General features: G+C 33.3%; 24 protein-coding genes. 15 read left to right on the top strand and 9 right to left on the bottom strand.

Annotated features, from left to right (window positions below; genetic code table 11):
- Positions 1 to 66: 66 nt before the first annotated feature.
- From ASF10_RS06920 to ASF10_RS06910, 3 genes are all read left to right on the top strand, one after another.
- On the top strand, positions 67 to 2307 hold the full coding sequence (locus tag ASF10_RS06920) for a M1 family metallopeptidase (RefSeq protein WP_056247044.1): 2241 nt from the start codon (positions 67 to 69) through the stop codon (positions 2305 to 2307).
- Positions 2308 to 2411: 104 nt separating this feature from the next.
- Positions 2412 to 2762: a twin-arginine translocase TatA/TatE family subunit gene (locus tag ASF10_RS06915; RefSeq protein WP_056247043.1), complete on the top strand. Its 351-nt coding sequence runs from the start codon at positions 2412 to 2414 to the stop codon at positions 2760 to 2762.
- Entirely contained in the window at positions 2762 to 3325 is a 564-nt protein-coding gene (locus ASF10_RS06910; protein ID WP_056247042.1) for a phosphatase PAP2 family protein, read from the top strand. Before ASF10_RS06915 ends, ASF10_RS06910 begins: the two co-directional genes overlap by 1 nt.
- A gap of 525 nt (positions 3326 to 3850) precedes the next feature.
- Here the strand turns inward: ASF10_RS06910 and ASF10_RS06905 are convergent.
- From ASF10_RS06905 to ASF10_RS06890, 4 genes are all read right to left on the bottom strand, one after another.
- Positions 3851 to 4594 carry a phytanoyl-CoA dioxygenase family protein gene (locus tag ASF10_RS06905; RefSeq protein ID WP_056247134.1) on the bottom strand — a complete coding sequence of 248 codons (744 nt, stop codon included), beginning with the start codon at positions 4592 to 4594 and terminating at the stop codon, positions 3851 to 3853.
- Positions 4595 to 4676: 82 nt separating this feature from the next.
- Entirely contained in the window at positions 4677 to 5318 is a 642-nt protein-coding gene (locus ASF10_RS06900) for an O-methyltransferase (protein WP_056247040.1), read from the bottom strand.
- 112 nt (positions 5319 to 5430) lie between these two features.
- Complete coding sequence (locus ASF10_RS06895; RefSeq protein ID WP_056247038.1) at positions 5431 to 5796, bottom strand: hypothetical protein; 366 nt, start codon at positions 5794 to 5796, stop codon at positions 5431 to 5433.
- 296 nt (positions 5797 to 6092) lie between these two features.
- Positions 6093 to 6686, bottom strand: coding sequence for a YceI family protein (locus tag ASF10_RS06890; protein ID WP_056247036.1), 594 nt, complete (start codon positions 6684 to 6686; stop codon positions 6093 to 6095).
- 297 nt (positions 6687 to 6983) lie between these two features.
- Between ASF10_RS06890 and rlmN the strand changes: the two genes are divergently transcribed.
- Positions 6984 to 8033, top strand: coding sequence for a 23S rRNA (adenine(2503)-C(2))-methyltransferase RlmN (gene rlmN / locus ASF10_RS06885; protein WP_056247034.1), 1050 nt, complete (start codon positions 6984 to 6986; stop codon positions 8031 to 8033).
- A gap of 176 nt (positions 8034 to 8209) precedes the next feature.
- On the opposite strand, the gene ASF10_RS06880 is transcribed toward rlmN, so the two are convergent.
- Positions 8210 to 9070 carry a hypothetical protein gene (locus tag ASF10_RS06880; protein WP_056247032.1) on the bottom strand — a complete coding sequence of 287 codons (861 nt, stop codon included), beginning with the start codon at positions 9068 to 9070 and terminating at the stop codon, positions 8210 to 8212.
- Between the two features lie 163 nt (positions 9071 to 9233).
- Here ASF10_RS06880 and ASF10_RS06875 point away from each other — a divergent pair, with 163 nt between their 5' ends.
- The 7 genes from ASF10_RS06875 (at position 9234) to dnaG (ending at position 17680) form a co-directional block, all read left to right on the top strand.
- Entirely contained in the window at positions 9234 to 10211 is a 978-nt protein-coding gene (locus ASF10_RS06875) for a polyprenyl synthetase family protein (protein WP_056247030.1), read from the top strand.
- A gap of 60 nt (positions 10212 to 10271) precedes the next feature.
- The gene (locus tag ASF10_RS06870; RefSeq protein WP_056247028.1) at positions 10272 to 10826 is read left to right on the top strand and encodes a LemA family protein; all 555 of its coding nucleotides are present in this window, start codon (positions 10272 to 10274) and stop codon (positions 10824 to 10826) included.
- 12 nt (positions 10827 to 10838) lie between these two features.
- Positions 10839 to 12755: a DUF2207 domain-containing protein gene (locus ASF10_RS06865; protein ID WP_056247026.1), complete on the top strand. Its 1917-nt coding sequence runs from the start codon at positions 10839 to 10841 to the stop codon at positions 12753 to 12755.
- A 318-nt stretch (positions 12756 to 13073) separates the two neighbouring features.
- On the top strand, positions 13074 to 13634 hold the full coding sequence (locus ASF10_RS06860; RefSeq protein ID WP_056247024.1) for an RNA polymerase sigma factor: 561 nt from the start codon (positions 13074 to 13076) through the stop codon (positions 13632 to 13634).
- On the top strand, positions 13621 to 14346 hold the full coding sequence (locus tag ASF10_RS06855; protein WP_056247021.1) for a hypothetical protein: 726 nt from the start codon (positions 13621 to 13623) through the stop codon (positions 14344 to 14346). Before ASF10_RS06860 ends, ASF10_RS06855 begins: the two co-directional genes overlap by 14 nt.
- A 112-nt stretch (positions 14347 to 14458) precedes the next feature.
- Positions 14459 to 15490, top strand: a complete 1032-nt coding sequence (locus tag ASF10_RS06850; protein ID WP_056247018.1) for a hypothetical protein — start codon at positions 14459 to 14461, stop codon at positions 15488 to 15490.
- Between the two features lie 126 nt (positions 15491 to 15616).
- Positions 15617 to 17680: a DNA primase gene (gene dnaG, locus ASF10_RS06845; RefSeq protein WP_056247016.1), complete on the top strand. Its 2064-nt coding sequence runs from the start codon at positions 15617 to 15619 to the stop codon at positions 17678 to 17680.
- Here dnaG and ASF10_RS06840 read toward each other — a convergent pair.
- Positions 17677 to 18306 carry a response regulator transcription factor gene (locus ASF10_RS06840; protein WP_026730588.1) on the bottom strand — a complete coding sequence of 210 codons (630 nt, stop codon included), beginning with the start codon at positions 18304 to 18306 and terminating at the stop codon, positions 17677 to 17679. The genes dnaG and ASF10_RS06840 overlap by 4 nt on opposite strands.
- A gap of 93 nt (positions 18307 to 18399) precedes the next feature.
- Positions 18400 to 19206: an NAD(+) synthase gene (gene nadE / locus ASF10_RS06835; protein ID WP_056247014.1), complete on the bottom strand. Its 807-nt coding sequence runs from the start codon at positions 19204 to 19206 to the stop codon at positions 18400 to 18402.
- A 99-nt stretch (positions 19207 to 19305) separates the two neighbouring features.
- Here nadE and gldB point away from each other — a divergent pair, with 99 nt between their 5' ends.
- Complete coding sequence (gene gldB, locus ASF10_RS06830; protein WP_056247011.1) at positions 19306 to 20265, top strand: gliding motility lipoprotein GldB; 960 nt, start codon at positions 19306 to 19308, stop codon at positions 20263 to 20265.
- Positions 20265 to 20600: a gliding motility protein GldC gene (gldC, locus tag ASF10_RS06825; RefSeq protein ID WP_029273283.1), complete on the top strand. Its 336-nt coding sequence runs from the start codon at positions 20265 to 20267 to the stop codon at positions 20598 to 20600. The genes gldB and gldC overlap by 1 nt, the downstream gene beginning before the upstream one ends.
- Positions 20601 to 20786: 186 nt before the next feature.
- Here gldC and yihA read toward each other — a convergent pair whose 3' ends face one another.
- The gene (gene yihA / locus ASF10_RS06820) at positions 20787 to 21407 is read right to left on the bottom strand and encodes a ribosome biogenesis GTP-binding protein YihA/YsxC (protein WP_056247009.1); all 621 of its coding nucleotides are present in this window, start codon (positions 21405 to 21407) and stop codon (positions 20787 to 20789) included.
- A gap of 41 nt (positions 21408 to 21448) precedes the next feature.
- Complete coding sequence (locus ASF10_RS06815) at positions 21449 to 22213, bottom strand: alpha/beta fold hydrolase (RefSeq protein WP_056247006.1); 765 nt, start codon at positions 22211 to 22213, stop codon at positions 21449 to 21451.
- Between the two features lie 378 nt (positions 22214 to 22591).
- On the opposite strand from ASF10_RS06815, the gene ASF10_RS06810 reads away from it, so the two are divergent.
- Together ASF10_RS06810 and rsmH are read left to right on the top strand one after the other, a co-directional pair.
- Complete coding sequence (locus ASF10_RS06810; RefSeq protein WP_056247005.1) at positions 22592 to 23065, top strand: division/cell wall cluster transcriptional repressor MraZ; 474 nt, start codon at positions 22592 to 22594, stop codon at positions 23063 to 23065.
- Positions 23040 to 23948, top strand: coding sequence for a 16S rRNA (cytosine(1402)-N(4))-methyltransferase RsmH (rsmH, locus tag ASF10_RS06805; protein ID WP_198529569.1), 909 nt, complete (start codon positions 23040 to 23042; stop codon positions 23946 to 23948). Before ASF10_RS06810 ends, rsmH begins: the two co-directional genes overlap by 26 nt.
- Positions 23949 to 23961: the final 13 nt, after the last annotated feature.

The raw sequence follows: 23961 nt of genomic DNA, 5'->3' as shown, positions 1-23961 counted from the left end.
AGAATACATAAGATTGTTGATTTAATTATTATTTTCACAGCCTGACAAAATTACTATTAAAAATTTATGAAAAAACTTTCATTATTATTGATTTTTCCTGCAATCTTAATCGCTCAGGAGAAAACAGTTGTCCCAAAACAACAAGGGAAGTACGATACAAACAAATTTAGCCAAATGTATGATTTGCTGGCAACACCTAATATGTTTCGTACAGCATCTGGAGCTCCGGGACCGGCATATTATCAGCAACAGGCAGATTATAAAATTGACATCGAATTAGATGATAAAAATTCAAAAATAACGGGTTCTGAAGTTATCACTTATTCAAACAATTCACCGGATAGTTTAGAATATTTGTGGATTCAGTTAGACCAAAATCAGGCTAAAGCAAAGACTCAGAATTCATTAGCCGAAAGTGAAAAAATCAATCAGGTCTTTCCACTTGATGGATTTTCAAGCAAATATTTAAAGAAAGATTTAGAGCGTGGTTTTAATATTGAACAGGTAAAAGACGCAAAAGGAAATCCAATGTCATATACCATCAACGAAACCATGATGCGTATTAATTTGGTAACTCCGTTAAAACCGGGCGAGAAAATTTCACTTGCCATAAAATGGTGGTATAACGTTAATAATTACAGAAAAGAAGGCGGCGGACGTTCTGGTTATGAATTGTTTGAGAAAGACGGAAATAAATTATATGTAATTGCTCAGTTTTATCCAAGAATGGCCGTTTACAACGATGTTGAAGGCTGGCAGAATATGCAGTTCTGGGGAAGTGGGGAATTTGCTTTGCCTTTTGGAAATTTTGACGTAAACATTACAGTTCCTGCAGATCACGTAATTGATGCTACAGGAGAATTAACAAACAGAGGCGAAGTTTTTACGCCAGAACAGGTAAAACGTTACGAACAAGCTCAGAAATCATTTGATAAACCTGTTGTAATTGTAACGCAAGCCGAGGCTGAAGCAGCTGAAAAAGGTTTTTCTGAAAAGAAAAAAACATGGAAATTCAGTGCAAAAAATGTACGTGATTTCGGAATTGCTTCTTCAAGAAAATTCATTTATGATGCAATGGCCGTAAAAATTGGCAATAGAGTAGTTATGGCTGAATCTGTTTATCCAAAAGAAGCAAATCCGCTTTGGGGAGAAACATCAACAATGGTTGTGGCACATACTTTAAAAAGCTATTCGTCTCATACATTCGATTATCCTTATCCAAAAGCAGTATCAGTTTCTGCAGAAGATCAAGGTATGGAATATCCAATGATTTGTTGGAATTTTGGTCGTCCGGATGAAAACGGAGTAACCAGTAAAGAGGTTAAAAACGGAATGATTGGTGTGGTAATTCATGAGGTAGGACATACTTTCTTCCCGATGATTGTAAACTCTGATGAACGTCAGTGGACTTGGATGGACGAAGGTTTAAACTCGTTTTTAGAATATTTGGCAGAGCAGGAATTAGATTCAAGCTTTCCGTCAAGACGTGGTCCGGCAAAAAACATCGTTCCTTACATGAGTGGGGATCAAAAGTTTTTAGAACCAATTATGTCAAATTCTGAAACAATTCACCAATTTGGAAATAATGCTTACGGAAAACCAGCTACAGGTCTTAACATTTTAAGAGAAGTTGTAATGGGAAGAGAATTGTTTGATTACGCTTTTAAAACATATGCAAACAGATGGAAGTTTAAACACCCAACTCCTGAAGATTTCTTTAGAACGATGGAAGACGCTTCTGCAGTAGACTTAGACTGGTTTTTTAGAGGATGGTTTTATTCTACGGATTTTGTAGATATCGGAATCAAAGACGTAAAACAATATTATGTTTCTGAAACGCCAACAGCAGATATTAAAGATGTAAAAGTGAAAAAAGGACGTTTTGGTGTTGAGAAAGGACCATTCGTTTATTTAGTTGCCGGAGACAATGCTGAGGTAAGTTCATCAAACAAAAAAGCCTTAAAAATAGAAGATGTAAAACCTTTGGCTGATTATGTAAGCCAGACTTTTACAGCTGAGGAAAAAGCAGAATTAAAAGCGCCTAAATATTTCTATGAAGTTGAGTTTAATAAGCCAGGCGGAATGATTATGCCAATTCTTGTTGAGATTACATACGAAGACGGAACAAAAGACAACTATCAATATCCGGCTCAAATCTGGAGAAAAAGCAACGAATCAGCGAAGAAAGTTTATGCAACTACAAAAGCGATAAAAAGCATTCAGATAGATCCAAAATTAATGACTGCTGATATTGATGTAACAAATAATTCATGGCCAAAAGTTGAACAAAAATCAAAATTTGACTAAAAGCAAATACAAAAGACTCTGAAAAGAGTCTTTTTTTTTAAGTAAATTTTAAAACTGTGCACTTCAAAATTTAATATCTTTGTTGTCACACAAAAAGAAAAGATATGTTTGGTATAGGAGGAGGAGAATTAGTTTTTATACTGTTTATAGTACTAATGCTTTTTGGCTCGGATAAAGTGCCTGAAATTGCCCGCACAATGGGTAAAGCAATGGCGCAATTAAAAAATGCGACCAATGATATTAAAAGTGAAATTCATAAAGGAGCTGAGGCCAATGGTCTTGATGCAAGATCCCTGACAGATATCACAGGTAATATCAATGCACAAATAAATGATGCAAAAGCAAACTTATTAAGTGATTCAACTAATAATATATTAGGAGATACAGCTACAGAAATAGATAAAGTAAAAGAAGATATTGATTCTATCTCAGGACCTGTAAAACGCCAACTATAATGCTCGAAAAAATACAAGAATTAGATATCAATTTATTGGTATATCTTAACGGTTTAGGATCTGAAACATACGATAAATTTTGGCTTATTATTACCAATCAGTTAAATTGGACTCCGCTTTTTCTATTAATGTTCTATCTTATTTATAAAAAAATAGGCGGAAAACAAACCTTATATGTATTGCTTTTTATTGCAATTTTGATCGCATTTACAGATCAGACAACTAATTTGTTTAAACACACTTTTCAACGTTTACGTCCTTGTAATAATCCTGATATCAATTCGATTATTCGTGTTGTTCAAGTGAGACAATCTTATAGTTTTTTCTCAGGACATGCTGCTAATACAATGGCAGTGGCAACTTTTTTATTCCTGATTCTAAAACGCCATTTCAAGTATTTGGGATTCTTGTTTTTATGGCCGTTGATTTTTGCTTACAGCAGGATTTATTTAGGATTGCATTATCCGGGAGACATTCTAACAGGTTATTTCTTTGGAGCTCTTTTTGGTTCATTACTCTATTTAGTATACCGAAAACTAAAACCTCAATATTTTCCGGGATAATATTTTTCTGGAGTATCCTCCCGAAGTTTCGGGATCCGCTATATCTTTTGTTTTTTAAAGAAAAAAACAAAAGGATTTCGTTTCCATCTGGGCTAGTGCACTCATTTTTAAAAGAAATTTTATTCTGTAAAAAGATAAAAGGCTTTAACTAAAAACGTAATGTTTTAGTTAAAGCCTTTTTTAATGTGATTAAATTTTAACCTCAATATTGTTGAAATGACAAAGCTATTCTAAAAGTAAAAAAGAGCCCAATTTGTCATCTCGACGAAGGAGATATCACACGCGGAAATCTACAAGATTGGCGAATTTATGTTTAATTTCCTTTATGTTGAAATGAAAAACCAGATGAAAATACTGTTATGAAAATTACAGCCCTAGCCCCGATAGAATTGGAAAACCTTTTGTGGCGGTCCCGAGGCTTCGGGAGCCACAAAAGATTGTAACGTCCCGAGGCTTCGGGAGCGGGATTAGCTCCTGAAAAAAAGACTTGATTTTATTATAGAAATCGAAATGGCAAAATAAAAATTAAAGCATTTTACTAAAAGAAGCATCTTCAATAATCGTTTTTTCACTCCATTCTAATCCCTTCGGAAGTTGTTGTTTACTAAATTCGATATGAATAACTCTTCTTCTTTCGTTATTGGTAGTTTTATTTGAAGCATGAAATAAAAGAGGTTTCATTATCATGATTCCGCCTTTTTCGACTTCGCAAATGGTTTCTTTTTCTTTTTCAAAATCCATATTTTCAATTCTTAAAATACCTTTTGAATGTGATTTGTTTATGACTTTCAAAGCACCATTATCTTTTGTCGTTTTATCAATATGAATTCTGATTGTAAAATTATCTTCTAAAATCTCCTTTGGAGGCTGTACCGCAAATTGATTCTGTTTTACAGTCCAGTTTTCAAAATTTTCTATTTCAATTTTTTTATTAACTGAAATGGTTAAATCCTGATGATACGCCACAAACCAATTTGATTTTTCAGGTTTGTCAAAATAAATAGATTTGGTTATAAAATAGCCGCTTCCAAAATTAGATTCGATAATGTCTTTCAGATTTTCATTAAAAATAAAATCTAAAGTTTCCGGAACTTCTTTATGAAATTGTCTGATAGCGAATAAATCCTGAGATTTTCGAAAGGTGGTATTGTCAGAATCATTTTCGGTTACATCTTCAATTAATGAAATCAATTTTTCGATTTTCTTCTCAGAATAAACATTATTTATAATTGCAAAACCTTCGGAATTTATCTCACTCGTATAATTCATTACTTGTATTTTTGAATTGTCTTTTTTTATACTCCATTCCACAACTTAGAATCTTAGTGCCTTAGAAACTTAGAACCTTTTTTTAAAGTACTCTACTAACCGTTAAACCATCGCGAATAGGTAATAAAACAGTTTCTACTCTTGGGTCGTTTTTTAAAAGCAGATTATATTCTAAAAGTACCTTTGTACTAATATCATTTGGATGAACAGGTTCCAGGATTTTTCCGCTCCACAAAACGTTATCAGATAAAATGATTCCGCCCTTGTTCATTTTTGGAACAATCATTTCCCAATAATTAAGGTAATTTTCTTTATCGGCATCAATAAAAACCAGGTCAAATTTTACATCCAGATTTGGGATTATATCAACCGCTTCTCCTAAATGCTGAAAAATTTGTTTTCCCCAAGGTGATGCATCAAAATATTTACGCTGAAAATCGACCAGCTCTTCTTTGATATCAATAGTATGTAACTGTCCGTTTTCCTGCATTCCTTCGCACAGGCATAAAGCTGCATAACCGGTATAAGTACCAATTTCAAGAATATTTACCGGACGGATTAATTTAGACAACATGCTTAAAACACGTCCCTGAAAATGTCCGCTTAACATTCGTGGCAAAAGTATTTTCTGGTAGGTTTCTTTGTTTAGTTTTGCTAATAATTCCGGTTCGTTTTCAGAATGTTGTTCGATATAATCTTCTAATTCCTGTGATATAAAATGCATGTTATAATCTTCTAAATTTGAAAAGCAAAAATACAAAAAATATCGCTTCACTTTTTTGCATAAAAAAACCACCCGTTGCAACGAGTGGTTTTAATTCTGAATTTTGACAGAATTATTTTTTCAAAGCTTCATTTACGTCTTTAGCTGTTTTTACGGTACCGTCTTTTGCAGCTTTTGCAGCATTTTCTACTTTTTCAGCACCTTTTTTAGTCGCATCTTTTACATCTTCAGCGGCTTTTTTAGTTGCGTCTTTTACGTCCTGAGCGGCATTTTGTGAAGCTTCTTTAGCTTTTGCAGCAGCATTTTCGGCTTTTATAACTGCACTGTCTTTTACTTCTTCAATGTTGGTTGTTAAAGTATCAACTTTGTTTCCAAGAGTTAATTCGTCTTCTCCCGGTTTTGGTTCTTTCTTTTCGCAAGATTGAACAGCGAATGCTAATAAAGCGATAACAGCTAAGCTTAAAATTTGTTTTTTCATGATCAATAATTTTTTTTAGGTTGATAAAATTTAAAGGTTATAAAGCTGAAAAATAAAGATACACATTTTTAAATGATTGAGCTCTTTGTAAGATTATCTTTCTTGCTGGAGAAAGACAATTCTCGTGCCAAAAATTTTATTTTTTCGATCTCCCTAATAATTTTTTTTCAGCGGTATTATATTCATTTTATTTAGACTAAAATCTATCCTGATTAAATTTTGCTTAGTTATTCTTTCTTCTTTTTATGAACATTAATTTTAATATTTAAAATAATAATTGAATAGTATTTGATTCGCTACTTAATAACTAAAACATTATCATTTTTAGCATAATCATTTAAAGTAATGTTGAAAATAAGAGTAAGATCTTTTCCAGCTCTTACAACCCCAAGAGCTGCTGTTGGAGGTGACATTCCAAAATCAGAAAAAGTAATTTGATTAGAACCCTTCAAAATGAAGTTTCCGTTATTAGCGGTTACATTAACCAGGGTTTTATAATCTCTACTTGTTCCTGCAATTGTATATGTTCCGGTTATATTCCAGGTTGTTTCGTTTAATTTAGTTGCAGATTTTAAAACGTACTTAATATTTTTGTGTGTTTTTGTATCCAGCGTTTCATATGCTACATCGTCCATACTTGTTTTACTGCTTTTTATGCTTTCTGCTAATAACGTAATCGTTAAGTTATTTATATCAGCTAATTTAGAATCTATAACAGTTAAATTAGCAGTCCCGATTCCTTCTGTAGATTTCATTACCCAATCATGCACATTTGAAGTTCCGGCAACCTCAAAGTTTGATCTTGCCACAGTATAGTTTCTTTGTGCATTTGTCTGTAATGACAATGTTATAAAAATCACTGTCAATAAAATTGATTTAATTGTTCTCATTTTGATGGTATTTAGTTGTTTTTGCAATAAGGAAAACTACACTTCAATTAAGTCTTTGTAAAAATTTAAAGCTTTCCTTTATTTTCTTAGATCAAATTTATTGCGAACACATAACATAGAGAATGATAAAAATCATGGTTTGAAATTTATTAAATAACTATAATTATTTAGAATGATTTCTTAAGGCAGATTATCAATTAATATAGTTAACGCTAAAAAAAGAAACCGGGTATTTGTACCGATTAAGCGTCACTACATCGAAGAAAGTTTTAAGAAAAAAAGTAGTAACTTTGCGCCATGCAAATTGAGAAAAAAGATATACGAGCCCTATCAAAAGACCAGTTACGCGATTTTTTTGTAGCTAATAATGACAAAGCTTTTCGCGGAAATCAAGTCTATGAATGGTTATGGAGTAAAGGAGCGCATAGCTTTGAGGATATGACGAATGTTGCCAAGTCAACTCGTTCTATGCTTGAAGATAATTTTGTGATCAACCATATTAAGGTTGATACCATGCAGCGAAGCAGCGACGGAACGGTAAAAAATGCGGTTCGTTTACATGATGGTTTAGTAGTAGAATCTGTTTTAATCCCCACAGATACAAGAACAACAGCTTGTGTTTCAAGTCAGGTGGGATGTAGTTTAGATTGCAATTTTTGCGCTACGTCACGTTTAAAAAGAATGAGAAATCTGGAGCCGGGAGAAATCTACGATCAGGTTATCGCGATTGATAAAGAAAGCCGTTTGTACCATAATCACCCACTTTCGAATATTGTTTTTATGGGAATGGGAGAACCTTTGATGAATTATAACAATGTCATAAAAGCTATTGATATGATTACATCACCGGAAGGATTAGGAATGTCGCCAAAACGTATTATGGTTTCGACATCCGGAATTCCAAAAATGATCAAAAAAATGGCTGATGATGATGTAAAATTCAAATTGGCGGTTTCTTTACATTCAGCTATTGATGAAATCCGTGCGCGAATTATGCCTTTTAGCAAAAACTTTCCGCTTGCAGATTTACGGGAATCATTAGAATATTGGTACAGAAAAACAAAAAATAAGATTTCATACGAATATGTAGTCTGGAAAGGAATCAATGATGATAAAGCGTCGATTGATGCCTTGGTTAAATTCTGTAAATACGTGCCATGCAAAGTCAATTTAATCGAATACAATCCAATTGATGATGGAGAATTTCAGCAAGCTTCAGAAGAATCTATTATGGCGTATATAAAAGCCTTAGAGAATATTGGAGTAGTGGTAAAAGTACGTCGCAGCCGTGGTAAAGATATTGATGCTGCATGTGGACAATTGGCAAATAAAGAAGGGGATAAATAGTATAGTCTCAAGAAAAAAAACAACAGGATCGTAATTTTTTTTCTACTAATATGGTGTCTCTATGAAACATACTTATTAGGATTGAAAAAACATTCTGAACAATTTCAAATAATAAAAAAGCATTAAAAACGAGAATAATTCTTGTTTTTAATGCTTTTTTTGGGCAAAAAGAGTGCTTATTTTTTCAGGTCAATTTCTTCAGTTACTCCGTCTTTTGTTATTTTGGCAAGAGTATCGCAATTTCCGTCTCCAAAATCAATAACCGCAACAGCTCCATTTTTAGTAACAGAAACGATTCCTTTTACGGCAAATGGTTTTCTGCAGGAAGCTTCAAATTCCAAAGGCGTAGTAATTTCGGCAGACAAAGTATTACCGTCAGGAAAAGTCGTTGTCCCGCTTCCGGTTATTAAAAAAGCATTGTCTTCCCAATTAAACCAGGTATCATAACCTGCAACCATTTCTTTTACTAATGAACCTTTTCTGGTGTAAACGCCACCGTCATCAAAAGTAATCGTCATATCAATAGTTGCCGTCAAAACCGGATGTTCTGTTGCAAGTAAATTGGTTGTTTTTACAGTTCTAACAATACTTTTGCTTCCCTGCAATTTTTTGCCATTATGATAAAATCCCTCAAAAGTATAACTGATTGTTTGGGTAGAAGCAGAGAAGTCATTGGCAAATGAAATCACCATTTTTCCTTTTACAGTGTTTCCGTTATCGAGTGTGCAGCCTTCAACCCCAAAATCTACAGTTTTTGTCCAGGTATTATTCGTTAAAACAGTTGTTATAGTAGCACAACTTGGCAGAAAGTTTTTTATGGGCCCGCCAGGTTTCCGTGTATTATTTTGTTGTGCGTTAAATTGATCTTCAGCAATATTCGTTACATCTTCTATAGAAGCATCAATTTTAGAAGTGGTAATGATTTCATTGTTTGAAATTGCTGCAGTTGTTCCGTCATTTGTTTTTTCATCAGAATTACAACTAATAAAAAAAGATAAAACTGCTAAGAGTCCAATAAATAAAAATTTTGTTTTCATAATAAATAGTTTTAGGTGTTTTACTTTTAATTAATGAATTCAAATTAGGCTTTAAGCAGATAATGTTTTTTGGTGTGTTTTCTTAATTATTATATAAATTATTCATATACTAACGTAAAATAGACAACGTTTTTTTATTTAAAATAGTATATTTGGGATCGAAATGAATATTACTTCTCAAATAAAACAGCCCATCTTTAACGAAATGGAACTTTTTGAAAAAAAGTTCCATGAATCGATGACCTCAAAGGTTGCATTGCTAAACCGTATTACCTATTATATCGTAAACCGAAAAGGAAAACAAATGCGTCCGATGTTTGTTTTTTTAACCGCAAAAATGGTTTCAGGTGGTATCGTAAACGAAAGAACCTATCGCGGAGCTTCAGTAATCGAACTTATTCATACCGCAACTTTGGTTCACGATGATGTGGTAGATGACAGTAATCGCCGTCGCGGATTTTTCTCGATCAATGCGCTTTGGAAAAATAAAATAGCCGTTTTAGTGGGGGATTATTTATTGTCTAAAGGTTTATTGCTTTCTATAGATAATGGTGATTTTGATTTATTAAGAATCATTTCTGTCGCCGTTCGCGAAATGAGCGAGGGAGAATTACTTCAAATAGAAAAAGCCAGACGACTTGATATTACAGAGGATATTTACTATGAAATTATCCGAAAGAAAACCGCAACACTTATTGCAGCTTGTTGCGCTCTTGGTGCAAAATCTGTAATTGAAGATGATGTTCAGGTCGAAAACATGAGAAAGTTTGGAGAACTTATCGGAATGGCTTTTCAAATCAAAGATGACTTATTTGATTATAGTGAAGAAGCTATTGGTAAACCAACCGGAATCGATATTAAAGAACAAAAAATGACCTTGCCTTTAATTCATGTTTTAAATACGTGTACTCCGCAAGAAAAAAAGTGGCTGATAAACTCCATCAAAAACCATAATAAGGACAAAAAACGAGTTAAAGAAGTAATTGCCTTTGTAAAAAATAATAATGGTTTGGCTTACGCCGAAAATAAAATGGTAGAATTTCAGCAAGAAGCACTTTCATTACTGGAGAATTTTCCTGATTCTGAATTTAAAGCGGCATTGACTTTAATGGTAAACTACGTAATTGAGAGAAAAAAATAATCTCACGATCAATTCTTAATATTTTTATTGTTAAATTGGACTTTAATTTAATAATGAAATATGATTATTCTACTCATAATACTTTCGCTTTTTGTTATTCTAGGTGTTTACCTGATAGTACTTTATAACAGTTTTGTGTCTAAACGGAATATGCTTGAAGAAGCTTTAAGCGGAATCGATGTTATTTTAAAGAAACGATTTGATCTAATCCCAAATCTGGTTGAAACGGTAAAAGGGTATTTAACTCACGAAAAAGAAACACTGGTAAATATTGTAAACCTTCGCAATCAAGCCTTAAATGCTAATAATGCAGATGAAAAATTGCAATTAGACAAGAAATTGGGTAATGCAGTGGGAACCATTTTTGCATTGGCAGAAAATTATCCTGATCTAAAAGCCAATACAAACTTTTTGAGCTTACAGGAAGAATTAAGTGAAATCGAAACCGAAGTAGAGCGTTCAAAACGATATTATAATGCAACAGTTAGAGAATACAATATTGCCGTAGAATCTTTTCCGGGCAATTTGGTTGCGAATTCATTTGGTTTTCCAAAGAAAAACTTCCTTGTACTCGAAGACGAAAAACAGAGAGAAACGCCTAAAGTTCAGTTTTAATTGTATTGATATATGCTGCTAAGAAAAATATTGTTTGTTCTGTTTTCTATTTTGTTCTATCAGGCACAAGCTCAGGAAAGAATTTTAAATTTTGATGTCAAGATTCAAATCGAAAAATCCGGTGATATTCATGTTACTGAAAATATAGGCATATATGCTGAAGGTAATGAGTTTAGACACGGACTTTTGAGAGTTTTGCCCTTAACAAGGCAAGATAAAGACGGTACACAAATAGATGTGAAATACACCGTAAACTCAGTAAAAAAAGATGGAGCTACTGAAAAGTATTTTACAAAAGAAGAATCCGGTGACTGGAAGATTTATATAGGAGATAAAGATGTCGATTTGGAAAGTGGGATATATGACTATCAAATTAGTTACACCGTTCCGTTTCAGATTGGATATTTTGACCAATATGATGAGTTGTATTGGAATGTAACCGGAAATGGCTGGAATTTTCCAATAGATAAAGCAACTTGCCAGATTTCTCTTCCGACAGAAAATAAATTCAAAAATTTATATTGTTATACCGGATTATCAGGATCTACAGATTCTAATTGTGCCAATTCCTTAAATGACAAACATACTATTGCAAGTTTTACCGCTGTACAGCTTGGACCAAAAGAAGGTTTAACCGTAGCGGCATCATTTGCTAAAGGAATTGTTGATCCTCCCACTTTTTTGCAGGAAACAAGTTCTTTTTACAAACAAATAAAAACAAGTTTGTGGTCTGTTATATACGGAATAGGAATGGCGCTTTTCTTCTTTTTCAGCTGGAAGAAATACGGTAAAGATCCCGTTAAAAAAACATTGATGCCTGAATTCATGCCGCCTTTTGATTGGTCTCCTGCAATCACTGGATATGTATATCACAAAAAAGTTACGGATAAAACCTATATGTCATCTGTTATAAATATTTCGGTAAAAGGTGTTATTAAAATTTTGTCTGCGTTAGAGAATGGTGTTTTCAAAAATAAACAGACCTATGAGATAGAAGTCTTAAATAAACAATCAAAAGGATTAAGTCCTGAAGAATCAGATATAGTAAGCGGTTTTACGAAAAAAGAGAAAATAAAAGTAGAAGATTCTAATTATAAGATTTTTGAAAAAGCATATTCTAAATGGCTTAAAACAGTAACGAAGCAAATAAATTTAGAGGAATTCTATCAAAACAATACTCAAAAAAAATGGACTGGTTTTGCTGTTTTTCTAATTGCCGGACTCACTTATGAGTTATTAGCCAATAACAAAGGATATATTAATCATGTTTTTTATGCCGGTTTGATTGTTGCCGTTTCAGGATTAACATATTGGTTTACAAAAAAAGAAACAGGTGTAGGTTTGCTAATTCTAAGAGCTATTTTGGGCTTCTTTATTTTTGCGCCGGCAGTAGCAATATTTTTCATGTCGATTCCATTTTTAAGCACCGTTCAAATGATTGTTATTGGAGTTGTTTTCATAATGTATATAATCTATGTCAAGACATTAGGAAAGTATACAGAAAAAGGTGCTGAAGCGATTCATAGACTTGAAGGGTTTAAACTTTATCTTAAAACGGCAGAGAAAAACAGGATGAATATGTTGAATCCTCCAGAACTAACCCCACAATTGTTCGAAAAATTATTTCCGTATGCTATTGCATTAGGAGTTGAAATAGAATGGGGGAAACAATTTGAAGAGGTTTTAGAGTTAGCAAAATATGATCCGTCGTGGTATCAGGGCGACGATACGTTTTACAGGCAACCGGCAATGTTCTTGTCGACTTTTGGGCATTCGGTAAATGCAGCAGCAGTTAACCCAAATCCTCCCGCATCATCAGGTTCTTCATCAAGCAGTTCCAGCGGAAGCAGCGGAAGTTGGAGCAGCGGAAGCTCTGGTGGCGGAAGTTCCGGCGGCGGAGGTGGAGGCGGTGGAGGCGGCGGTTGGTAGCATTTAGAAACCAACAGCTGTTTCAAAAATATTTATTCAGGAACCTTGCAATATGTCTAATATTGCAAGGTTTTTTTATTTCTTTCGGCTTGAATTAGATTAACTTGCCGGAGTGAAGAAAAAAATAATTAGCAAATTTGAAAATTAGTTAATTTGAAAATCGATTTTTTTTTATCTGTAATACAGTGTGTTATGTTTTTTTCTGATGTTTTTTTTACTTTTTTATTGATTTTTTTTACCTCAGATGCAACCATTTTAAAACTTAACTCGTCTATGCTAATAGAAGATCGTTACTAAACCAAAACCGAAAGCTTATTAATGAAAATTATTCATTTACATCAAGAAGAAACCGAAATTATAAAGTTGGCTGTCGAGCATAATCGACAAGCACAACAGCAGATTTATAGCAGGTTTTCTTCGAAAATGTTAAGTGTTTGCCGACAATATATAAAAGACATTCAATTAGCAGAAGATGTAATGATAACGGCTTTTATGAAAGTATTTACCAACTTAGATAAGTTTGAACATAAAGGAAGTTTTGAAGGCTGGATTCGCAGGATTATGGTAAACGAATGTATCTCTTATTTAAGAGTTCAGAAAAAAGTAAAGTTTGTTGAAGATGAAATATATGTCGAAGAAAGTTTTAATGCAATTGACAGTCAATTTTCTATAGATCAGATTCAGTTTTTGATAGATGCTTTGCCTGACGGATATAAAATGGTTTTTAATTTATACGCCATTGAAGGATTTAAACATAATGAAATTGCAAAGATGTTAGGAATTAATGAAGGAACATCAAAATCGCAATTATCGCACGCCAGAAAAATGTTGCAAACACAAATTAATACCTTAAAAAAACAAGATAATGGAACCGAATAATTTTGAAAAGGATTTCCGTGAAAAACTAAATCAACGCAAAATTGAACCAAGTGACAAAGCCTGGGACAGATTAGATGCGATGTTGAGTGTTGCTGAAAAGAAACAGCCAAATAGCAAAAAACGATGGTTGTATATAGCTGCCAGTATTGTAGGGTTTTTATTGGTTGGAACTTTCTTTTTTAATCAGAAGGAAAGTTTGCCTGAAACTCCAAAAAATACAGTAGTTGTAAAAGAGAATGAAAATAAAGATTCTCTGGTAAAACCAATTGTAGAACCTACTGTTAATAGAGTGGATTCTGTAAAAACAGAAGTTGCAATTTCAGAAAAACCTTCAGTTCAAAATGCAGTAAACAAGAAAGAAAATCTTAATCTAAAACCGAATAAAACCATTAAAAATGAATCAAATCAAATAGCGGAGTCTTCAATCATCAAGAAAAACAATCCAGAAAAACAATCAATCAATACTCAGGTTTCAATTGCTGAAACTTCTAAAACAGAAAATGCAGATCAGTTATTAGAATCAGCAGAAAAAAAAGTTGTTGCTGAGAATTTAGTAAAACCAAAATCAAAAGTAAAAATCAATGCTAATGATTTACTTAATCAGGTAGATGGCGAATTAGAACTTTCGTTTAGAGAAAAAATGATTACAAAAGTCAATAAAAATTATCAAACGGTAAAAGTGGCTTTGGCAAATCGAAATCAACAGGAGTAAGAAGAAAAAAGAGTATAGAAGAAAGAGTAAAGAACAAAGAAAAGAGAGTAAACAATCAACAATCAACAATCAACAATTAATCATTAATCATTAAAAAAATCATCAATCAATCATGAAAAATTTTACCATTTATCTCGTAGTCTTAATCTTTTTATTTGTCAGCAAAGTTCTGGGGCAGGAAACATTTGAATCAAAAGCGAAGAAAATTGCAAACAAAATAGAGAGAGTTACAAAAGAAGAAAAAGCCATTTTAAAAGAAGAAGTTGAAGCAGTAAATGTTCAATTATCCGAAGGAAAAATAACTCAGGAACAAGCTGACAAACGCAAAAAAGAATTAGCCGAAGCAAGAGCAATAATCATTGAAGAAAAAGTGACTTTGGCTCAAAACGAATTGAATGATTTAGTACAGCAAAAAGTTGACGGAAAAATCAAAGAACAAGATTCTACGCACACTTATATTTTTAGCTGGAAAAGAAGAGATGTTGACAAAGATTCCATTCATGGTGAAAAAAGAACCACTTCGCAATTTGTATTTGCAATGGGGTTAAACAATATGATGGTCGACGGAAAACTTCAGGATTCTAATTATAGTTTTATTGGTTCACATTTTTATGAATGGGGATTTACCTATAACTCAAGATTAATGAAAAACGATAATTTATTACATGCAAAATACGGACTTTCATTAATGTACAATAACATTCGCCCTACAGATAACAGAAATTTTGTGGTAAACGGTAACCAAACCGTTTTGCAAACAAATGCCATAAATTTAGACGAATCTCGTTTTAGAAATGTTTATATCGTGTTGCCTATGCATTTAGAATTTGATTTTTCTAAACCCCAGGTTAGCAATGGTAAAACCTATTTTAAAACCCATAAAAGTTTCCGTTTCGGGATTGGAGGTTATGCAGGAATCAACGTAAAATCAAAACAAATCCTAAAATACGATCAGGACGATTTAGATTATAAAACAACGATAAAAGGAGATTATAATGTAAATAATTTTATTTACGGATTGAGTTCTTATATAGGTTACAAAGAATTTAGTTTATATGCCAAGTATGATTTAAATCCGCTGTTTCAGGATAATGTCGTAAAAGAAAATAATATTTCATTAGGATTACGTTTTGATTTAAATTAATAATGCAATTGATTAGTTAGTAGAAAAAGTGCTTCGCGAGAGGCACTTTTTTTGTGTTAAATCGTCAGATTTCAGGATTGATTTGTGTACTTTTGCAGGCTCTCAACTTTAAAAATATTTTACGTTTTGATTTCACAAAATACAATTGATACTGTTTTTGAAACTGCTCGTGTAGAGGAGGTTATTGGTGATTTTGTCAATTTAAAACGCGCCGGAAGTAATTTCAAAGGCTTAAGTCCGTTCTCGGATGAGCGCTCTCCGTCGTTCATGGTTTCTCCTGCAAAAGGAATCTGGAAAGATTTTAGTACAGGAAAAGGAGGGAATTCTGTCAAGTTTTTGATGGAGCATTCGCAATTTACCTATCCCGAAGCCATTCGATACCTGGCGAGAAAATATAATATTGAGATTGAAGAAACGGAACAAACAGATGCCGAAAAAGCGATGACGGATGTCCGCGAAAGTATGTATTTGGTTTCAGAATTTGCAAAGGAATATTTTCATAAAACACTTTTAAATTCAGAAGAAGGAAAAGCAATTGGACTTTCGTATTTTAAAGAAAGAGGTTTTACCAATGAAACAATCAAAAAATTTAGTTTAGGATATTCACCCGAAACCTGGGATGCACTTACAAAAGAAGCTTTGGGTAAAGGCTATAAGTTAGAATTTCTGGAAAGTACAGGTTTGACAATCGCAAGAGAAGATCGTCCTTTTGACCGCTTTAAAGGTCGTGTAATGTTCCCGATAGAAAGTATGTCCGGACGTGTTCTGGGTTTTGGAGGACGTATATTAACGAATGATAAAAAAGCAGCGAAATATTTAAACTCGCCAGAAAGTGATATTTACCATAAAAGTAAAGTGCTTTACGGTATTTTTCAGGCAAAACAATCTATCGCTAAATTAAACAATTGCTATCTGGTTGAGGGTTATACAGATGTAATTCAGTTTAATCAGGCAGGAATCGAGAATGTTGTGGCTTCTTCCGGGACAGCTTTAACGCCCGATCAGATTCGTTTAGTAAATAGATTAACAAAAAACATAACGGTTCTTTTTGACGGAGATGCAGCAGGATTGCGTGCTTCTGTTCGAGGAATCGATTTGATTCTGGAAGAAGGAATGAACGTAAGGGTTTGTGCTTTTCCTGACGGAGAGGATCCGGACAGTTTTGCACGAAAAACTTCGCAAGATGATCTTGTTGCTTATTTAGAAGAAAATAGTAAAGATTTTATACAGTTTAAAGCATCGCTCTTGATGAAAGATGCTAAAAATGACCCTATAAAAAAAGCCGATCTGATTCGGGATATGGTTAATAGTATTTCAAAAATACCGGATCGTATTCAAAGAGAGATTTATATTCAGGAATGTGCCAGAATCATGGATATTTCTGAACAGGTACTTACGAGTACTTTAGCACAATTAATTCAAAAAGATCTTGCAGAGGTTAATAAAAAGCAGAAACAGGAACAAAAACCTTTTGAAGTTTTTAGAAACCAAAATCCAAAAAATACAGGTTATTCAGGAGGAGATCCTGAAGATCCAAGAAATGGACCGCCGGATGATTATCCTGGAGAACCGGGATATCCAGTAGGAGAGCCTGCAGAAAAAGTAGATATCCTTTATCGTTTAGAAAGAAAAGTAATTGAGATTTTATTGCTTTATGGAGATAAAACAGAAGAATTTGAAGATGTACTTTTAAAAAATAACGATGAAGGTGAAGTTGTTATGGTTTCAGAAATGAGAGCATACAAAGTCTATGAGCGTATTTATTTGAGTTTGCAGGAAGATGAGGTAGAACTTTCTAATAATTTGTTCCGAGATATCTTTACAGACTTAATTGGCTTTTATAATCAAAATGAAAAATTCAGTCTCGAACAATATCTAATGCGTTTAGAGCCTGATTTTGCTCAGGAAGTTACTGATATTTTAATGGAAGATGAACGCTTGACACTTCACGATTGGGAAGGGCAGAACATTTTTTCGAAGATGAAACACGAAACAATTGCGCAATATGTTACAGAAACGATTATGTCTATGCGCTGGTTTCTGGTTGGTAAAATCATCGAGGAATTAAAAAGCTCTATACAACCTGAAAATTCAGATAATACAGAGCTTTTGTCTATGGTCGTCGATTACTCAAAATTAGTTAATGCATTCTCGAAAAAACTAGGAAGAGTAATGTCGAGGTACCATTAAATAATTTCTAAAGTCTTCGCTTTGTTAACTAAGTCAACTAAATTAGTAACATTTAATTTAGTCAATAATCTTAATTTGTAAGTACTGATCGTTTTTTCGTTCAGATTTAAGATTTTAGAGATTTCATTGTTTTTCTTACCATCACTTAAGTAACGTAAAACTTCGATCTCACGATTTGAAAGTTTTCTGTACAAACGTTCGCTTTTGCTTTGTTTAGCAATAAGTGCCATGTTTTTACGTACCGTTTCATTGATGATAATTTTTCCTTCGTGTACTTTAATAATAGAAAGACCTAAAGTTTCAAGTTTTTCTGTTTTGTGCACATACCCGGAAACTCCTGCTTTAATTGCATTTGGAGCATACATTTGTTCAGCGAGGTCACTAAAAATTACAATTTTTGTTTTCGGGAAATTTTTCAGGATCGACTTGACCTCGAAGATACTTGAGAGACCTTCCAGCTCTAGATCGAGAATTAGGATATCGATTTCCTTCGTTTGAAGGATATCTCTAACCATTGAAAAATTGCCTACGTTGGCAACAATTGAAATTTGATCGTGGTCTTTGAAATAAGACTTAACGCCAAAGTGAGTCACAGGATGATTGTCTGCAAGACATACTTTAATCATAATTTTTACCTTTTTTAGAATTGTTCATGTTTTTGGAACTGTAAAATTAATAAATAAATTCTGTAATTAATTGCAGACAAATGTTAAAATGTTTTATTTTAACGTTTTTGGTATTAAACAAACCGGAATTGGATCCATTTTATGCTTGTTGCTGGTGTTTAAACGATTATAAATTTCAAAGACAGTTTTTTCTCTTCCGGTGAAATCAGCTGGCGTATTTCCTGACTCCGCGGCCAACATCGCCCATTCAAGTTCATCATAACTAGCTCCTAATTGGTCTTCATCTGTACGATTATCGCCAAATAATCCATCAGTTGGAGCAGCTGTTAAAATTGATTCAGGAATTGTTAAAAAGGCTCCCAGAGCATATACGTCAGATTTCATTAAGTCGGCAATTGGACTTAGATCTACTCCTCCGTCTCCATATTTAGTATAAAATCCTACACCAAAATCTTCTACCTTATTTCCAGTTCCCGCCACTAAAAGCCCATGAATTCCTGCTAAATAATATAAAGAGGTCATTCTCAGGCGTGCACGAGTATTGGCTAACGATAAATTAACTTTTGTTGAATCTTTTGATATTGGCACTGCGCTCTTAAAAGCTTCAAAAGTGTCAGTTAAATCTGTTTCTACATTCGAAACGTTCGGAAAACGCTTTTTTAATTGTTCAATATGCTCTCTCCCTCTTGAAACTTGATTTGGTGCTTGATGAATAGGCATTTCTACACATAAAACCTGTAAACCGGTTTGTGCGCACAGTGTTGAAGTCACTGCAGAGTCAACTCCGCCGGAAATTCCAATTACAAAACCATTTACTTTTGCATTGGTAGCATAATTTTTTAACCACTCTACAATGTGATTATTTGCTTTTTCTGTTTGAATGGTACTTTTTTTAGCCATAATAGTTCAAGTTTTAAGATGCAGGGATGTATATTTGCAGAATTATTTTTAAGTATGTATTTACTTAAAATCCAGCAACACAAATCTAATTAAAATAAAATGAAAATTTATCGCTTTGTAGTGGTTCTGTGCTTGTTTTTTTTGTCCTGTGATCAAAAAACCAAAGTAGAAAAAGAAGTCGAAGAAATCCCTGTTGATATTAAAGTTGAACGTTTTGATAAGGTGTTTTTTGAGACAAAACCAGAAGATTTAGCTAAAGTAAAAAAACAATATCCTTTCTTTTTTCCGGTAGTGAATGACGATAACATCTGGCTAAAAAAAATGCAGGATCCGCTTTGGAAAGAAGTATATAGTGAAGTGCAAAAAAAATACTCAAATTTTGAACCGGTACGCCTGGAATTCAATAAGTTGTTTCAGCATGTGAAATATTATTTTCCAAAAACTAAAACGCCAAAAGTAATTACTGTTATTGGTGAAATGGATTATAATGCAAAAGCGATTTATGCTGACAGTCTTGTTATTGTTGCTTTGGAATTATATCTAGGAAAAGAACATAAGTTTTATCAGTTTCCAAATTATTTAAAACAAAATTTTGAAGAGAAACAAATAATGCCGGATGTGGTTTCTAGTTTTGCTTACAGAAATATTCCGGCTTTTCAGGATAAAAATTTAATTTCCCAAATGATTTTCGAAGGAAAGCAATTATATGCAAAAGATTTGCTTTTGCCTGATTATACAGATGATGAAAAAATGGGCTATACGCCGGAACAAATAAAATGGTGTCAGGAAAATGAAGCATATATGTGGCGCTTTTTTATCGAAAATGAAATGCTGTACAGCGATGATCCCAAATTAACAACACGATTTATAGTGCCTGCTCCGTTTTCTAAATTTTACTTAGAAATAGATAACGATTCTCCGGGACGAATTGGTGCTTGGCTGGGATGGCAAATGGTGCGATCTTACATGAAGAATAATTCTAATGTAACATTGCCGGAATTATTAAAAATAAATGCAAAAGAAATTTTCGAAAAATCAAAATATAAACCTAAGAAATAATGTCAGATACAATAAACTCAGAAATTAGATTCAATATAGAATTAGACGAAAACCGTGTTCCTGAAAAATTAACATGGAGCGCGCAAGATGGTGGAGTTCAAGCAGAAGAAGCAAAAGCAATTATGTTGTCTATTTGGGATAGTAAAGCCAAAGAAACGATGCGAATTGATTTATGGACGAAAGATATGCCTGTCGATGAAATGAAAATTTTCTTTCATCAAACATTAGTAGCAATGTCAGATACATTTAAGCGTGCAACAGACGACGAAAAAATGTCCGATACAATGAAAGATTTCTGTGATTATTTTGCAGAGAAATTAGAATTGACTAAATAATTAAATTTCATTTGTCATTTCGACAGAGGAAAAATCACACGCGCAATTCGATAAAAATTGTCGCGTTTAGAATGAAATTTCTAATGAATTTTTCTCTTTCGAAATCATAAATAACTACAAATAGTAAACCCGACAGGTTTTTAAAATCTGTCGGGTTTCTTATGTTTAAAAATTGGAATTTATGTTTTAAAACTCAGAGTTGTTTTTAAAAACTTCCTGATTCACTTCGTCTATATAATTTAAAACTTCATCTTTTCCTGTTTGTTCTGTAGCAGAAGTCACGAAATAATGAGGCATTTCTTCCCAGTTATTGGCAAACATTTGCTTTTTGTATGCGGCAATATGCGAATCGATTTTTGTCTTGCTAATTTTGTCTGCTTTAGTAAAAATAATGCAAAACGGAATTTCGCTTTCTCCCATGTACGACATGAATTCAATATCAATGGCTTGTGCTTCATGACGAATATCGATTAAAACAAAAGCGCAAACTAATTGCTCTCTGGTTTCAAAATAATCTGTAATGAATTGCTGAAAAACTGATTTTGTTTTTTTAGATACTTTGGCATAACCATAACCAGGTAAATCGACCAGAAACCAATTGTTGTTAATCTTAAAGTGATTAATTAACTGTGTTTTTCCGGGTCTTCCTGATGTTTTGGCTAAATTTTTATGATTGGTAAGCATGTTAATCAACGATGACTTACCTACGTTTGAGCGGCCGATAAAAGCATATTCCGGCAAAAAGTCCGCAGGACATTTTGCAACTTCAGAATTACTGATAATAAATTCGGCGGTATTAATTTTCATGTTTTTTGTGTTTAAGACCTCCTAAAGTCGAAAGTTAGATGCTACAAATTCTTTTTAACGAGCCATTCTTCAAGAATTTTATTAAATTCTTCAGGATGTTCCATCATAGCAGCGTGCCCACATTTGTCTATCCAATACAAAGTTGAATTAGGCAATAATTTATCAAATTCTTCAGCAACATTTGGCGGAGTTACAGCGTCATTTTTACCCCAAATGATACACGTTTCCGCTGTCATTTTAGGTAGATCTTTAGCCATATTATGACGAATTGCGCTTTTTGCAATCGTTAGGGTTTTGATCAGTTTTATACGATCGTTAACCGTTGCATAAACTTCATCAATAAGTTCCGGAGTTGCTATTGCAGGATCATAAAATACATCTTCAGCTTTCTTTTTGATGTATTCATAATCACCTCTTTTTGGGTAACTGTCTCCCATAGCGCTTTCATAAAGGCCAGAACTTCCGGTGATTACAAGCCCTGCTACTTTTTCAGGATATAGTTTTGTATGATAAAGAGCGATATGTCCTCCAAGAGAATTACCTAGCAAAATAACTTTGTCAAAGCCTTTAAAAGTGATAAAGTCTTTAACGTATTTAGCAAAGCTTTTTACATTGGTTTTTAAAATACTTTGGGTGTATATTGGCAAATCCGGGATAACAACTTTGTATCCTTTCGTTGGGAAATATTCTGCTACAGCATCAAAGTTACTAAGGCCTCCCATTAAGCCATGTAAAATCACGATAGGAGTTCCTTCTCCAGCTTCATAATAGCTGTATTTGCCTTCTTTTTTGTAGTGTTTGTCCATTTAATTTAATGCCAATTTCAATTTGGACAAATATAGGGTTTAATAAATAAAAATGAATTTTTGCTACCGTTTTTTAACTAGATAATTTTTGTCGAACTTCTAACTGATTAAAAATCAGGTTTTATGGGTGTTTTTCGAGTGTTTCCTAAATGTTAAGAAAAATGCATTATAACTAATTTTTTAAGAAATATAGTGCATAATTTTTTTGATCTCTAACTGTTATTGTCGATCAGCTAATTATTATCTAAAGTATTGATTGTCCATAAATTAAGGAAGGTGGTAGGAAAGTGGTTAAACTTATTAACAAAGTGGTATTTAGTGGTAAAATGTGGTAATATTTTTTATATTTTTGCTGTATAACATATTAAAGTATTTTTCTTGAACACAATTGTTGGAACATATGAGTGTAAAGTCGATGCTAAAGGGAGGGTAATGATGCCTGCACCCTTAAAAAAGCAATTGGCTTCTTCTCTTCAAAACGGATTCGTTTTGAAGCGCTCTGTTTTTCAACCGTGTTTAGAATTGTATCCAATGGAAGAGTGGGACTTGATGATGCAAAAAATCAACAAGCTAAATCGTTTTGTAAAAAAGAACAATGATTTCATCAGAAGATTTACTGCCGGTGTAAAAGTGGTAGAGATTGATGCATTAGGAAGATTATTGGTTCCGAAGGATTTGGTAGCTTTTTCAAGTATTTCTAAAGATGTGGTTTTTTCATCTGCGGTTAATATTGTGGAGATTTGGGATAAAGATTTATATGAAAAATCAATAAGCGGCGAAGATATGGATTTTGCAGATCTGGCCGAAGAAGTAATGGGAAATATTAATGACGACGACAATGGAATATCATAATCCGGTTTTGCTTCATCCTACAGTTGATGGTTTAAATATTAAACCAGATGGCGTTTATGTAGATGTTACGTTTGGTGGCGGTGGTCATTCAAAAGAAATTTTGAGACGATTGGGTCCAAACGGAAAATTATTTGCTTTTGATCAGGATGAAGATGCTCTTGCAAATGCGTTGCCGGATGAACGGTTTACCTTAATTAATGAGAACTTTAGATTTATAAAAAGATTTCTTCGTTTTCATGGTGTTAAAAGTGTAGACGGGATTTTGGCTGATTTAGGTGTTTCATCGCATCAGTTTGATGTTCCGGAAAGAGGTTTCTCTACAAGATTTGATGCCGAACTGGATATGCGGATGAGTCAGAAAAATGATTTAAATGCTTACCGTGTGGTTAACGAATATGAAGAACAGGATTTACGTCGTGTTTTTTTTGATTATGGGGAGTTGAAAAACGCACCGCTTTTAGCAAGAACAATTGTAGAGGCAAGAGAGCATCAGCCTATTAAAACTACAGATGACCTGAAAGATGTTTTAGCGAAATATTTACCTGAAAGAGTTAAAAACAAAATATTAGCTCAGATCTATCAGGCGATTCGTATCGAGGTAAATCAGGAAATGGATGTTTTGAAAGAATTTATCGAGCAGTCTCTTGAAATTCTTAATCCGGGCGGAAGATTCTCTGTAATCTCTTATCATTCTCTGGAAGACAGATTAGTTAAGAGGTTTATTAAAAACGGAATGTTTGAAGGGGAGCCTGAGAGAGATTTTTACGGAAACTTTTCTGTTCCTTATAAAACAATAGGAAAATTGATTGTTCCGGACGACGCTGAGATTAAGATAAACAACAGAGCAAGAAGTGCAAAATTAAGAATAGCCGAGAAGATATAATATAAGGTAGAGA

The sequence above is a fragment of the Flavobacterium sp. Leaf82 genome (assembly GCF_001422725.1).
Taxonomy (GTDB): Bacteria; Bacteroidota; Bacteroidia; order Flavobacteriales; family Flavobacteriaceae; genus Flavobacterium.
Note: the sequence above shows the minus strand (reverse complement) of the source record. Positions and strands in the feature narration are given on the sequence as shown.

Bases quoted from the DNA above. Each gene is read 5' to 3' on its own strand.
- ASF10_RS06920 (WP_056247044.1), top strand. From the start codon at position 67: ATGAAAAAACTTTCATTATTATTGATTTTTCCTGCAATCTTAATCGCT.
- ASF10_RS06915 (WP_056247043.1), top strand. From the start codon at position 2,412: ATGTTTGGTATAGGAGGAGGAGAATTAGTTTTTATACTGTTTATAGTA.
- ASF10_RS06910 (WP_056247042.1), top strand. From the start codon at position 2,762: ATGCTCGAAAAAATACAAGAATTAGATATCAATTTATTGGTATATCTT.
- ASF10_RS06905 (WP_056247134.1), bottom strand. From the start codon at position 4,594: ATGAATTATACGAGTGAGATAAATTCCGAAGGTTTTGCAATTATAAAT.
- ASF10_RS06900 (WP_056247040.1), bottom strand. From the start codon at position 5,318: ATGCATTTTATATCACAGGAATTAGAAGATTATATCGAACAACATTCT.
- ASF10_RS06895 (WP_056247038.1), bottom strand. From the start codon at position 5,796: ATGAAAAAACAAATTTTAAGCTTAGCTGTTATCGCTTTATTAGCATTC.
- ASF10_RS06890 (WP_056247036.1), bottom strand. From the start codon at position 6,686: ATGAGAACAATTAAATCAATTTTATTGACAGTGATTTTTATAACATTG.
- rlmN (WP_056247034.1), top strand. From the start codon at position 6,984: ATGCAAATTGAGAAAAAAGATATACGAGCCCTATCAAAAGACCAGTTA.
- ASF10_RS06880 (WP_056247032.1), bottom strand. From the start codon at position 9,070: ATGAAAACAAAATTTTTATTTATTGGACTCTTAGCAGTTTTATCTTTT.
- ASF10_RS06875 (WP_056247030.1), top strand. From the start codon at position 9,234: ATGAATATTACTTCTCAAATAAAACAGCCCATCTTTAACGAAATGGAA.
- ASF10_RS06870 (WP_056247028.1), top strand. From the start codon at position 10,272: ATGATTATTCTACTCATAATACTTTCGCTTTTTGTTATTCTAGGTGTT.
- ASF10_RS06865 (WP_056247026.1), top strand. From the start codon at position 10,839: ATGCTGCTAAGAAAAATATTGTTTGTTCTGTTTTCTATTTTGTTCTAT.
- ASF10_RS06860 (WP_056247024.1), top strand. From the start codon at position 13,074: ATGAAAATTATTCATTTACATCAAGAAGAAACCGAAATTATAAAGTTG.
- ASF10_RS06855 (WP_056247021.1), top strand. From the start codon at position 13,621: ATGGAACCGAATAATTTTGAAAAGGATTTCCGTGAAAAACTAAATCAA.
- ASF10_RS06850 (WP_056247018.1), top strand. From the start codon at position 14,459: ATGAAAAATTTTACCATTTATCTCGTAGTCTTAATCTTTTTATTTGTC.
- ASF10_RS06840 (WP_026730588.1), bottom strand. From the start codon at position 18,306: ATGATTAAAGTATGTCTTGCAGACAATCATCCTGTGACTCACTTTGGC.
- nadE (WP_056247014.1), bottom strand. From the start codon at position 19,206: ATGGCTAAAAAAAGTACCATTCAAACAGAAAAAGCAAATAATCACATT.
- gldB (WP_056247011.1), top strand. From the start codon at position 19,306: ATGAAAATTTATCGCTTTGTAGTGGTTCTGTGCTTGTTTTTTTTGTCC.
- gldC (WP_029273283.1), top strand. From the start codon at position 20,265: ATGTCAGATACAATAAACTCAGAAATTAGATTCAATATAGAATTAGAC.
- yihA (WP_056247009.1), bottom strand. From the start codon at position 21,407: ATGAAAATTAATACCGCCGAATTTATTATCAGTAATTCTGAAGTTGCA.
- ASF10_RS06815 (WP_056247006.1), bottom strand. From the start codon at position 22,213: ATGGACAAACACTACAAAAAAGAAGGCAAATACAGCTATTATGAAGCT.
- rsmH (WP_198529569.1), top strand. From the start codon at position 23,040: ATGACGACGACAATGGAATATCATAATCCGGTTTTGCTTCATCCTACA.